The 12756-nt window shown below is 36.1% G+C and carries 12 protein-coding genes; 3 read left to right on the forward strand and 9 right to left on the reverse strand.

Features of this window, described 5'->3' with window-relative positions; genetic code table 11:
- The 5 genes from KYG33_RS01820 to KYG33_RS01840 form a co-directional block, all read right to left on the reverse strand.
- Positions 1–1404 carry a M28 family peptidase gene (locus KYG33_RS01820; RefSeq protein WP_180565702.1) on the reverse strand — a complete coding sequence of 468 codons (1404 nt, stop codon included), beginning with the start codon at positions 1402–1404 and terminating at the stop codon, positions 1–3.
- A gap of 55 nt (positions 1405–1459) precedes the next feature.
- Positions 1460–2704 (reverse strand): DUF1015 domain-containing protein, encoded by a 1245-nt coding sequence (locus tag KYG33_RS01825; RefSeq protein WP_077414490.1) that lies wholly within the window; start codon positions 2702–2704, stop codon positions 1460–1462.
- Between the two features lie 2 nt (positions 2705–2706).
- Positions 2707–3672, reverse strand: a complete 966-nt coding sequence (locus KYG33_RS01830) for a D-2-hydroxyacid dehydrogenase (protein ID WP_077414488.1) — start codon at positions 3670–3672, stop codon at positions 2707–2709.
- 123 nt (positions 3673–3795) lie between these two features.
- Positions 3796–4860, reverse strand: a complete 1065-nt coding sequence (gene serC, locus KYG33_RS01835) for a 3-phosphoserine/phosphohydroxythreonine transaminase (protein ID WP_047423190.1) — start codon at positions 4858–4860, stop codon at positions 3796–3798.
- A 109-nt stretch (positions 4861–4969) separates the two neighbouring features.
- Complete coding sequence (locus KYG33_RS01840; protein WP_047375361.1) at positions 4970–5320, reverse strand: 4Fe-4S binding protein; 351 nt, start codon at positions 5318–5320, stop codon at positions 4970–4972.
- A 59-nt stretch (positions 5321–5379) separates the two neighbouring features.
- Here KYG33_RS01840 and KYG33_RS01845 point away from each other — a divergent pair, with 59 nt between their 5' ends.
- Genes KYG33_RS01845 through KYG33_RS01855 form a run of 3 tightly spaced genes read left to right on the forward strand, consistent with a single transcriptional unit; the run spans position 5380 to position 7629 of the window.
- Positions 5380–6414, forward strand: a complete 1035-nt coding sequence (locus tag KYG33_RS01845; RefSeq protein WP_077414486.1) for an acyl-CoA reductase — start codon at positions 5380–5382, stop codon at positions 6412–6414.
- 49 nt (positions 6415–6463) lie between these two features.
- Complete coding sequence (locus tag KYG33_RS01850) at positions 6464–6901, forward strand: peptidylprolyl isomerase (protein ID WP_232539099.1); 438 nt, start codon at positions 6464–6466, stop codon at positions 6899–6901.
- Between the two features lie 38 nt (positions 6902–6939).
- A complete protein-coding gene (locus KYG33_RS01855) occupies positions 6940–7629 on the forward strand; it encodes a Bax inhibitor-1 family protein (RefSeq protein ID WP_219072563.1) in 690 nt (229 codons plus the stop codon).
- A 696-nt stretch (positions 7630–8325) separates the two neighbouring features.
- On the opposite strand, the gene KYG33_RS01860 is transcribed toward KYG33_RS01855, so the two are convergent.
- The 4 genes from KYG33_RS01860 to KYG33_RS01875 form a co-directional block, all read right to left on the reverse strand.
- Positions 8326–8574 (reverse strand): DUF6952 family protein, encoded by a 249-nt coding sequence (locus KYG33_RS01860; protein WP_002980002.1) that lies wholly within the window; start codon positions 8572–8574, stop codon positions 8326–8328.
- Positions 8574–8882: a thioredoxin family protein gene (locus KYG33_RS01865; RefSeq protein WP_047384463.1), complete on the reverse strand. Its 309-nt coding sequence runs from the start codon at positions 8880–8882 to the stop codon at positions 8574–8576. The genes KYG33_RS01860 and KYG33_RS01865 overlap by 1 nt, the downstream gene beginning before the upstream one ends.
- 124 nt (positions 8883–9006) lie before the next feature.
- Positions 9007–9639 carry a peroxiredoxin gene (locus tag KYG33_RS01870; RefSeq protein ID WP_047098363.1) on the reverse strand — a complete coding sequence of 211 codons (633 nt, stop codon included), beginning with the start codon at positions 9637–9639 and terminating at the stop codon, positions 9007–9009.
- A gap of 147 nt (positions 9640–9786) precedes the next feature.
- Entirely contained in the window at positions 9787–12726 is a 2940-nt protein-coding gene (locus KYG33_RS01875; protein ID WP_219072564.1) for a M16 family metallopeptidase, read from the reverse strand.
- Positions 12727–12756: the final 30 nt, after the last annotated feature.

The following is a 12756-nucleotide window of genomic DNA, read 5'->3' on the forward strand; positions in this document are numbered from 1 at the left end:
TTACCAGTTTTTATCAACCATAAAAATCATCTGTGTAATGGCAACTGCTCCGAGAAGAAGTTCTCTTTTATTCACCTTGTCAAAAGTATCCTGTTCGGAATGATGGTAGTCGAAATACCTTTGTGTATCTACCACTAGTTCTGCTAAGGGAATGTCAAGTTTTTTTAAGGGTGAAATGTCCTGAATTGCCTCAGTTTGGTCAAAATCATAAACGCCATAAGGAAGAAAATATTCTTTCCATGGGTAAATCAATCTTCTTCTCTGAGGTGACATATCCAGAGAAAATCCTCGCGGAGAATAGCCTCCGGCATCTGTTCCTAAGGCAAAAACGTGTTTTTCGTCTCTCTTTTTTACAAAAGCGGCATACATCTCACGGCCCTGGCCTCCGTTTTCACTGTTGGCATACAGGACTACGCGGATGGTGTGGTTATTTTCGTATCCGAGTGCTTTCAGTGTTCTTAAAACTTCTATACACTGGACTACACCTGTTCCATCATCAATGGCCCCTTCACCAAAATCCCACGAATCAAGCTGGGCACCCAAAACGATCACTTTAGAATCTTTCTTACCCTGAATTTCAGCAATAATATTGGGGTTTGTAGTATCACCTTTTGATTCGGCAGTCATGTTGATTTTAGCAGTAACTTTTTGCTTTTTCAATATTTTTTCCAACTCATCTGCGGATCTTACTCCAATGGATAAAGCCGGAATTTTAACTTTATCATCTGGTTCATAGTAAATCATTTTAGCATGAGGAGTGTCGTCATTAGCTGTTGTCAGTGATCTTATGATTAATGCTTTTGCGCCTGTTTTAGCAATGATAGAAGCGGAAATTAATTTCGATTTTGCAGTCTGTAAATAGGAGTCACTTGTATTGATAATTTTCGGGTCCATAGGAACATTCACGAAAACGATCTTGTCTTTTAACTGGCCTATTGACATTGCATTAAGCTCTGAAGTGGAGTTAATTAAGACAACTTCACCTGTAAGGTCTTTTCCGCCTGTTCCTTCAGAGTTTCCAAAAGAAAGCATTCTGATATTTTTCCAATCTCCATTTCCTGCTTTTATCTGTAAAGATTCTTTTCCTCTGATCCAGACAGGTGCTTTGGCTTCTTGTCTCCAGATCATGTCAATACCAATTTCCTTGAACTTTTTTTCTGCCCATTCTACGGCTTTTGTATAGCCTGGAGTTGCGCTGAAACGCGATCCGATTCCTTTCGTAAGCTCTCCAAGATTATCATAAGCCTTACCATTGGTCATGATTTCATCTGAAATTTTTCTGAACTCATCATGATAATTGAATTTGGCAAGCGTTGTTTTTTTTGCCGGATTTTTTTGTGGCTTTTTTTGAGAAAATAAAAATCCACTCAAAAAGAGTGGAAGTATAATGAATATTTTTTTCATTTTTTATTTACCTTTCTTTTTCCTTTGATAAAAGTAGGGAAAAAATGGGAATTTATTAAGGTTTCATATCATACATTACCAGCGCTGTAATCAACTTTGGTTCAATAAATGTACATTTTGGAGGCATGCTTAATTTTAAATCCGAAATTTTAATCATATCATTAAAACTTACAGGATAAATTCCAAAGCCAACCTTGCCTTCACCACTGTCTACTTTCTCTTTTAAAAGATTGATTCCGTTGATATTGGATGTTCCTTTTACATAAGAAATAAGCTCAGAGCTGTCCGGATCTTCAATTTTCAATATATTTTTAAAAATATACTTGTCAATAAGGTGGTGATCCAGATTATCAAGAGACATTTCTTTGGAACGAAGATCGTGCTTCACATGAAGAGAATAGAACTTCCCATCCATATACATTGAAATGTGGAATTTCTGAGAAGGGTAGTAGGATGTTTCTCCTTTTTCATGAATAAGGAAATAATGTTCAAGTTCCTTCAGGAAAGCTTCGGGAGAAATACCGTTCAGATCATGTAAGATTCTGTTATAATCATGAATTTTAATAGACTGATTGGAAACAATAAAGCTGTAGACAAAGTTGTAAAGCTCTGTACCATTATGTTTTTTGTTTTTCTCCTTATGATATTTGGCATTTATCGCTGTAGACCCAATTCTGTGGTGTCCGTCAGCAATATAAAATGAATCAATCTGATCAATCACTTCTTTAAACTGCTGTAACTTCAGGCGGTTGTCTATTCTCCAGATTTTATGTCTGATACCGATAGTGTCTACATGGTTGAAGATAGGGACATTTTTTTCCTCATGATTCATCAGCAGCTCAATTTTTGAGTTGGCCGGATAGGTAAGGAGTACAGGTTCTGCCTGCAGGTTTACTTTTTCAAGGTAATGAGCCAGTTTTTCTTTTTTCTGGGGAATGGTACTTTCATGTCTTTTGATTTTTCCATTCCAGAAATCTTCAATACTTGCTAATCCCAGAAGTCCTCTGAACACCTGTTTGTTGGGGTAGATCTGCTCATAAAGATAGTAGGCTGAATTGTCCTGGACCAATTTCTTTTCGTCCAGAAGTTCTTCAAATGTAGAACGGATCTTTCGCAGATTCCGGTCAATATCTTTAGATTTACTTACAACATAGGGTTTAATCATATTGATGTAAGTATTTTCAACTTGAGCCTTCTCTGTGATCTCTTCCTGGGTAAAATTATCCAGTGGATGTGTAGGGAAAGTGCTCTCGAAGTCTCTATGAGGTCTTATTCCACGGAAAGGTTTAAAAACAGGCATATTTATCTTATAGTTTCTTTTTGTAGCTTAATAATTTGTTCTGCAAGTTCGATACCGATTTTTTCCTGAGCATCTACTGTGTTTCCTCCAACATGTGGAGAAAGAGATAGTGCAGGGTTCATCAGTAAAGGCAATTCCGGGCTTGGCTCGTTTTCAAAAACGTCCAATGCAGCTCCGGCTACTTTTCCTGACTCGATAAAATCAATCAATGTCACTTCATTGATGACACCTCCTCTTGCAGTATTTACAATATAGACCCCATCTTTCATTTTTTCAAACTGAGGGGTATCTATAATATATTCATTCGTTTTCGGCGTATTGATACTGATGAAATCTGCATCTTGCAGGAATGCATCCATATCATTGGTGGAAGTGATTTCAAAGTCGACAGACTGTCCGTTGAAGAAATTCAGGGTAAGAACTTCTGTTTTAGGGCTTCTTGTCAGAACGTTTACTTTCATTCCTAAAGCAATTCCTATTTTTATGACTTCCTGGCCAATACTTCCAAAGCCGATTACTCCTAATGTTTTCCCTGAAAGTTCATATGCATTGCTGAATGACTTTTTCATAGCACTGAAATGAGTATCTCCTTCCAGAGGCATCAGTCTGTTGGATTCGTGAAGGAATCTTGCCAGTGAAATGAAATGTCCGAACACTAATTCTGCCACCGATTTTGAAGATGCTGTAGGAGTATTGATTACTTTAATCCCCTTGCTTTTGGCATATTCCACGTCAATATTGTCCATCCCGATACCACCTCTTCCAATGATTTTAAGGCCGGGACATGCATCAATCAGCTCTTGTCTCACTTTCGTTACACTTCTTACAAGAAGGACGTCCACATTATTATCGTTGATAAAATTAATAACGTGATCCTGAGCGACTCTATTGTCCAGGATTTCAATTCCAGCTTCTTTTAAAGCGTTTTCTCCTGCTTTTGAGATTCCATCGTTTGCTAAAACTTTCATGAATTATTTGATTTAAAGATTGAAAAATGTAAATATTTCAAAATTTTAAAACTGAGGCGCAAATTAATAAATTTAAATTAACTGCTTTTCAATCTTTCAATCTTTGAATTTTTAATGCTTAAATTATTTGATTGATTTCATTACATCTACCAAAACCTGTACGCTTTCAATGGGTAAGGCATTGTATAAACTTGCTCTGTATCCGCCCAGGCTTCTGTGTCCGTTTAATCCACTGATACCTGCAGCTTTCCATGCATTGTCAAATTCTTCTTTTTTGCTTTCGTCAGTAATTTTGAAAGAAACATTCATCAGTGAACGGTCTTCTTTCACGCAGAAAGTTTCAAATAAAGGATTGCTGTCGATTTCATCATATAAAAGCTTAGCTTTTGCTTCGTTTCTTTGTTCTGCAGCCGCAATTCCTCCGTTTTTTTCAAGATACTGAAGGGTAAGTAAAGAGGCATATACAGGGAATACCGGCGGCGTATTGTACATTGATTCTTTGGCGATATGCTGAGAATAGTCCAATATAGAAAACATGTTTTCTCTTCCTGTTTTTCCAAGGATTTCTTTTTTGATCACCACTAAGGTAACACCTGCAGGTCCCATATTTTTCTGAGCACCCGCATAGATCAGATCAAATTTGGAAAAATCCAGTTGTCTTGAGAAAATATCAGAACTCATATCACAAACCATCAGAGTATCCACTTCAGGGAAAGATTTCATCTGAGTTCCATAAATCGTGTTGTTGGAAGTACAGTGGAAATAATCGTATTCTGAACCAACCGTATAATCTTTAGGGATAAAAGAGTAATTTTCTTCTTTTGAAGAGCCTACTACATCTACTGTTCCTACTTTCTTTGCTTCTTTGATGGCTCCGGCTGCCCATGTCCCCGTATCCAGGTAAGCTGCTTTTCCACCTACTTTCATCAGGTTGTAAGGAACCATCGCAAACTGCAGGCTGGCACCTCCTCCTAGATAAAGAACTTCATAATCATCACCAAGATTCATCAGTCTTTTTACAATTGCACGCGCTTCGTCCATTACAGCTACGAAATCCTTACTTCTGTGAGAAATTTCAAGAAGAGACAATCCGATACCGTTAAAGTCCAGGATAGCCTGTGCTGATTTTTCAAATACCTCCTGTGGCAAAATACATGGCCCTGCGCTGAAGTTGTGCTTTTTGTTCATATTTTTATTTTTTGGTTGCTTCCGGATTGATAGTCTTTCAGCTTTATTTTTGGTTAAATTGGATTTTTGGACAAAAAAACCGCCTCACAGATAATGAGACGGAATTTTTTTATTCGCCGTGTAAGAATGCTTTTTTATTAAGAAGAGATTCTTCAGATTCTACGTGATCCTCGTCAGGAACACAACAGTCTACAGGGCATACCGCCGCACACTGAGGTTCTTCGTGGAATCCTTTACATTCTGTACATTTATCTGTTACAATGAAATAAACATCATCACTTACAGGTTCCTGTGGTGCATCTGCATCTACAGTAAGTCCCGACGGCATTGTAATTGTACCTTGAAGAGCCGTACCGTCAGAAGCTTTCCAATCTACAGCTCCTTCATATATTGCATTGTTGGGACATTCCGGTTCGCAAGCTCCACAATTAATGCATTCATCAGTTATTTTAATAGCCATCGCTAATTTTTTTTAAATTTGCACAAAATTACAAAATATTCCCCAATTTTAAAGTAATTATGAATACCGAAAATCAAGTTTTAGGACTTATTAAATTAAGTGACTATATAAAAGCGTTTTTAGCGAAGAAACCGGAAGATCACAATGAAGATGATGTAGATATTGAATTATTGTTGAAAAGATCTGAAATAGAGAATCCGTGGTTTACTATTGATAATCAGAAATTTGCTTTACAGCAATGGGCAGATCTTTTGACTGACGAAAATATCAAAAACTGGCTTGGAAATTATTCAACCTCTAAAATATCAAAAAGAGTTGGACTTATTTTAGCCGGAAATATTCCTTTGGTAGGCTTTCATGATGTGATGTCCGTTGTGTTGAGTAATCATATTCCTGTTATTAAGCTGTCGTCAAAAGATAAATATATGGTTCCGTTTTTATTGAAAAAATGGAATGAATTTTCCAATGAGAATGTAGTGTTTGAATTTGTAGAGAGATTAGAGAATTTTGATGCAGTTATCGCTACAGGAAGTAATAATACAGCCAGATATCTTGAATATTATTTTAAAAATCACTTAAGCATTATACGCAAGAACAGAACTTCCATTGCTGTGTTGAAAGGTGATGAAACGGAGGCAGAACTACAGTTGCTGGCAAAAGATATTTTCCAGTATTTTGGACTTGGATGCCGTAATGTGACGAGAATTTTTATTCCACAGGACTTCGTTATTGACAGACTGTTTGAGAGCTTCGTAGGATTCCAGGATATCATCAATCATAATAAGTATGCCAATAATTATGACTATAACAGAGCAGTTTATCTTTTAAATCAGGATAAATTCTGGGATAATAATTTTGTGATGCTGAAAGAAGATGATAAACTTTTCAGTCCGCTTTCTGTAATCAATTTCAGCAGATATGAGTCTTTGGATGATGTGAAAACATTTATTGCTGAAAACGAAGAAAATATCCAGTGTGTGGTGTCTAAAGAGGAGTTGGGATTGAATGCTATTCGGTTTGGAGAAGCACAAAATCCAGGTCTTGATACCTATGCAGATAATGTGGATACAATGAAATTTTTAGAACTGGTCTGATTTTCGTATCTTCCATCACTTATTTCACCAGATAACAAAAATGAATACTATGAAAAAATTATTGCTGGGAATTGCTCTCGTAGGTGCACAGTTGATGTTTGCTCAGAAAGTGGCAGGTGTGAAGGTTGAGGGTGGCCAGAAAAAAGAGCAGCCCGCTGCTATAAGTAAGGAGAAAGTCAGTTTGTACAATGATAACTTTCTTAAGTTTATTGAGGCTTTACAGGCTTCTGACCGTAAAACAATTGATGGATTGCTTTCTGTGAAGGTAAAGGAAATTGTAACGGATGATGTTCTTAAAAAAGTAAAAGACGGCATTGATCCCAACAAAAAGCTTGAAATCTTAAAAGCAGGATATTATAAAACCATGGATGGTATCAATCATCCAAGTATTAAATATAAATATGCAGGCGAATCATCTTCCAAAGAGGCTATTACCGCTGTATTTGAGGATGATGGGAAAATCCTGGGTGTTTTGCCTTCGAAATAGATAAAATTTATTTTCGATTAACTAAAAAAATATTAACTATGATGACAGATGTTTTAGTCGCTCATTCTTCGGACGTGGAGAAGGCGGATTTTTACAAGAAGACGTATTTGCATGTTGCTTTATCTATTCTTGCATTTATTGGAGTTGAAACGATATTATTGAAAACGGTTCCGAAAGAAATTATTTTCATGATGTTTGCTCAGAAATATATTTGGTTACTAATCATTGGAGTTTTCTGGTTAGCTTCTGTTTTAGCTTCTAAATGGTCACTTTCACAAAGTAAATCTACTCAGTATATGGGATTAGGTTTTTACATCTTTTTGGAAGCGATTATCTTTATGCCTCTGCTTTTTATTGCTACCAATATGGCAGGCGGTACAAATGTAATTTTCCAGGCTGCTACTTTAACGATCGCAATGTTTGCCGGTATTTCAGCGGTAGCATTCACTTCTAAAAGAGATTTTTCTTTTTTAAGAAATATCATTGTGATTGGTGGATTTATTTCCATCGGACTTATTGCAGGTGGAATGATCTTCGGTTTTAACCTTGGTTTATGGTTTTCAGTAGGAATGGTAATTTTAGCTTCGGCTACTATTTTATATCAGACAAGTAAATTAAAAGACTCTTATGGAACGAACCAGTATGTAGGAGCGGCATTGCAGCTTTTTGCTTCAATTATGCTTTTATTCTGGTATATCCTGAGTATTCTGATGAGCAGAAGAAACTAATAGATAAGTTGATTATCTTTATAATAATAGTCCCGGTGATTTTTCATCGGGATTTTTTTTGAATAAAAGTTTTTTTTAAACACAAATGTCACAAATGGTTTCACGAGTAACACGAATTCAATGGGAGCGGGATTTAGTCAAAACTTATGATGATATTGATTTATTGTCCACAGATTTCATAAATCAACACTTTTGATAGAGTGGGTTTATCTTTGGTTCAATTGCATAAATCCTTGTTGTTTATTCAATAAGAACAGGCTATCATCCTGAGCGTAGACGAAGGGAGCCCTTTTACTTAAAAAGCCATTATCTATTGGCTTTAGCCAAAATTTATAATAATTAAAAATGTTTTTTTAACCGCAGATTTCACAGATTGACACAGATGATTGCATGTAATTTTGATAATTTGATAGCTATTGTCCTATTTGTGAAATTTGTGTAGAATATTTGTGCTATTAGTGTTTTAAACCATAAACCCAAAAAATCCTGATGATATTTCACCAGGATTTTATTGGATATTCTTTAAAACTTCCACACAACATCCAGCCTCATGTGACCGGGTAAGGTCCTTTGAAGTACATTTTATAGTTGAAATAAAAGATTCTTAAAGAATAGAAAAAAGTATAGTAATGAGGAAAACCTCAGGTATTGTATATGTGTTTTTATAATCTTTTAATTAAAAATAATCAAAAGATATTATTTGTCGATTGATCCTAAAACCTTCTGAGCAAAAGAGTTTAAAGCATCTTTTTCACTCATTCCGTTCTGTACGTTGGCATGAACTTCTAAAGCTCCACAAATGTTGGTGATCAATTCTCCTGCAACATTTAAGTCTTCTTCGCTTGTTCCTCTGAATTCGCAGAAGCTTTCCAGTACTTCTAATGTTTTTTCAAGGTTTTCAGGAGTCTGATTCTGGTAAAACTGTCTGATTACGGGTAATTTCATTATGCTAATTCGTTAAAAAGGTTAATTAAACTTTCTGTCTGGTTAGATTGAACCTGATTTACCAATTCTCCGTTTTTAAAGATCGCGAAAGTAGGTAAGTTGTCTACTTTTGCTAATTTTCTGCTTTCAGGAAGCTTTTCAGCATCTACATATAAAAATGGAATAGTATCATTTTCAGATGCCAGTTTTTTGAATTTTGGCTTCATGATTCTGCAGTTTCCGCACCATGTTGCGCCATATTGAACAACTACTTTTTCGTTGTCGTTAACGATATTTTGTAATGTATCTTCGGTTAATTCTGTGTACATGATTGTAATTTGAAAATTTATTAATTGGGATGTGTCAATGTTTTGTAAAGAAGAAAATGAGATAATTTTCAAAAATCTTGAGATTATTTTTCAAATTATCTCATTTTCAAATTAACAAATTATATTAGTTCTTAGCTAAATATTCTGCTGTAGAAGTTCTGTCAGCTTTCATAGCATCCTTTCCTTCTTCCCAGTTTGCAGGACATACTTCACCATGTTTTTGAACGTGTGTGTAAGCGTCAATTAATCTTAAGAATTCTTTTACGTTTCTTCCTAGAGGCATATCGTTTACCGCTTCATGGAAGATTTTTCCAGTTTCGTCGATAAGGTAAGTTGCTCTGTAAGTTACATTAGAACCTGTGAAAACTTCTTCTCCTTCTTCATTGTATTCAAAATCCTGATCTACAATTCCTAATGTGTTTGCCAATTGTCTGTGAGTATCAGCTAAAAGTGGGTAAGTTACTCCTTCGATACCTCCGTTATCTTTTGGTGTGTTCAACCATGCAAAGTGTACTTCGTTAGTATCACAAGATGCACCAATTACTTTAGTGTTTCTTTTTTCGAACTCTCCTAAAGCCTCCTGAAAAGCGTGAAGCTCAGTAGGGCATACGAAAGTAAAATCTTTAGGGTACCAGAATAAAAGAACTTTTTGCTGGTTGTTTACTGCTTCATCAAGGATGTTGATTCTTAAATCGTCACCCATTTCGGACATTGCGTCAATTGTTAAATTTGGGAATTTTTTTCCTACTAAAGACATAATTTTCTGTTTTTATATTTAAATTTCTATCGCAAAGATATGAAAGATTCATCTATCGAACAAACAAATATTGATAAATAAAATCTATAATTGTTTTTGACACGCTGTTAAATAAAAAAGCCCTGATAACAGGGCTTTTTGTTTATTTTAGTAACCAAATACTTCGGTTAAATTAAGTTTTTTTACCTCACCTAATTTCTGCATATCAGCCTCATTTACTTTATCTTGAGAAGCAACGAGACAGTATGTGTAGTTTTTGTTCTTCATTTCCTTATCGTGGAACGTATTGATGTCTGCAAAAGACAGTTTTGGTGCCTGTTCGTAGACGTTCTTTCTCATGTCAAAGTTGTTTCCAAGTCTTTGAGATTTCAGATAAGAGAAGATGATTCCGTCCTGAGTAATTCTTTCAGAAGCAATAGATTTTTTCAACCCGCTTTTTGCAGTTTCAAATAACTGTTCAGATTTTGGAAGAGTTGTTAAAAGCTCATTCATTGCTGTTGTAGACTCATTGAATTTGTCTGCCTGTGTTCCTACATACGCCATAATCATATCCTTGTCTGTTTTCTTGCTAGGAAGTGCAAAATAAGAGTAGGTAGAATAAGCCAGTGCTTTAGATTCTCTGATCGTCTGGAAAACAATAGATCCCATTCCGCCTCCAAAATAGTTGTTGAACAAGCTTACAGTAGGCGTCGTAGAAGGGTTGTATTGATCTGCGTTTCTCACCCAGAAAATTTCTGCCTGTACCATGTCATAATGAGCAAATAATACCTTGTTCTTATCAGTCGGGATCTGAGCAAAAGTTTTTGACTTAGGAAGATCTTTCAGGGTTGCAGGAAGTTTGTGGACAGGTTTTAGAGATGCTACCACGTCATTTCCTGATTTCGGACCGTAATACAATACTTTGTGCTTGAAATTGAAAAGATCGTGAAGTACATTGATCAGATCTTCTGCTTTTAAGGCGTCAAGTTCAGCATCGCTCAGTACATTGTTGAAAGGATTCTGTGCACCATACTGGGCATAACTTCTCAGTCCGGCCATGATGGTTCCTTTATTTTGCTTCGCATTCGCTCTGGCTTTTTTCAGTCTTGTTTTGTAAGCATCAAGAGCGGTTTGGTCTGCCTGGCAGTTTTTAATCAGATCTTCAAATAAAGAGATCGTTTTATCGAAGTTTTCATTTAAACCTTCAAGTGATACATAAGTTTCTTCATTTCCTGCGCCAACATTGAAGCTTGAAGCAAGTTTATAGAATTCTTTGCTGATTACTTCTGAAGATTTGTCTTTAGTTCCTAAATACTGAAGATATTCTGCTGCTATAGGAAGAATTTTGTTGTTCCATTTTCCGGAATCAAAGTGATAATACATTCTGAACAGCGCATTATCTGTATTTTTTACAGAAAGTACCTCTACATCGGCCAATTTGTTTTTAGCGATATCTTTATCATAATTCAACCATACCGGAGCGATAGGGTTTTCGGGCATATCATCAATCTTCTTAAGGAAAGGAGACTGGTCTTCTCTGTTTACAGAAACCGGAGTGATCGTTGGCTTGTCAACTTTCACTATACTCTTGTCTTCTCCTTTTCTTTTGTAAACTGCAACGTAGTTGTTATTCTGAAGATATTTGGATACGAAATCCATGATGTCTTTCTTCGTAAGTTTTGAAATTTCGTCTACATACTCCAGTGTTGCTTTGTGGTCAATGTCTGAAGTAAATTCATCCATCAGGATGCTTGCTCTTGACGAATATTTTTCATCTTTCTGAATAATACCTTTCTTTTCGTTGTTGACGATAGATTGAATCAGGTCATCAGAAAATTCTCCTTTTCTTAATTTATCAATTTCCTGAAGAAGAAGATTTTTTACTTCATCCAGAGACTGTCCTTCAGTTGGTTTTCCTTGAAGAAGTAATACTGAATAATCTTTTAAAGTATAAGAACCTGCATAAGCCCCAAGTAATTTTTGTTTTTTTACCAGGTTAAGGTCAATCAATCCAGCCTGTCCGTTGGTAAGCATATTTCCAACAAGGTTCAGCATTCTTGCATCTTTTGTAGAAGCTCCCGGAAATCTGAAACCAAGCATTACATTTTCAGGATTAGGTCCTACAACTTCTTTTACAATGGGAGCTGTAATGGGTTTTTCCTGTCCTACTTTATATTCAGGAATGGCTTTAGGCTTCATATATGAGAAAGCCTTGTCAATTTTTGCAATCACTTCATCCGGGTTAAAATCTCCGGACATGATGATTCCCATGTTATTGGGAACGTAATAATTGTTGTAATATTCTCTGATAGCGTGTAGAGAAGGGTTCTTCAAATGTTCAATCGTCCCGATGGTTGTTTGCTTTCCGTAATTATTGTTAGGGAAAAGACTGGCAAACATCGTATCATAAACTTTATCTCCATCATCATCAAGAGACCTGTTTTTTTCTTCATATACTGCTTCAAGCTCTGTGTGGAAGAGTCTCAAAACAGGCTCTCTGAATCTTTCAGCCTGTACAGCAAGAAATTTGTCAAGAACATTGGATGGTACATCTTCTGTGTATACCGTTTGTTCAAAGGAAGTGAAGGCATTGGTTCCGTCAGCTCCCATACCGGCCATCATTTTGTCGTATTCATTCGCTATTGCATATTTGGCAGCCTCTCCGGAAACCTTGTCAATCTCTTTGTAGATCTCTTTTCTTTTAGCTTCGTCTTTAGTTTGGTTGTACTTTTCGTAAAGAGCATCAATCTGGTCTAAAAGAGGTTTTTCTTTTGCCCAGTCCTTAGATCCGAATTGATTGGTGCCTTTGAAAAGCATATGCTCCAGATAATGGGCAAGACCGGTGTGGTCTGCAGGGTCGGTTTTACTTCCTGCCTTTGTGGCAATATATGTTTGTATCCTCGGGTCCTTATTGGTAGGGCTCAGGATAACCGTTAATCCGTTCTTTAAGGTATAATACCTTGCAGAAGTAGGGTCGTTGGTAACATATTTATACTTATAGCCATTAGAATTTCCTTCTTTCCATTGGAAATCCTGGCCAAAAGCATATCCTGCAAAACTTGCGGCGGCAATACTGGTCGCGATGGTTAGTTTTTTTAACAGATTCATTGCTGTTGTACTTTATTTTTGGTTATTAAT

The organism is Chryseobacterium sp. D764 (assembly GCF_019317325.1).
Taxonomy (GTDB): Bacteria; Bacteroidota; Bacteroidia; order Flavobacteriales; family Weeksellaceae; genus Chryseobacterium.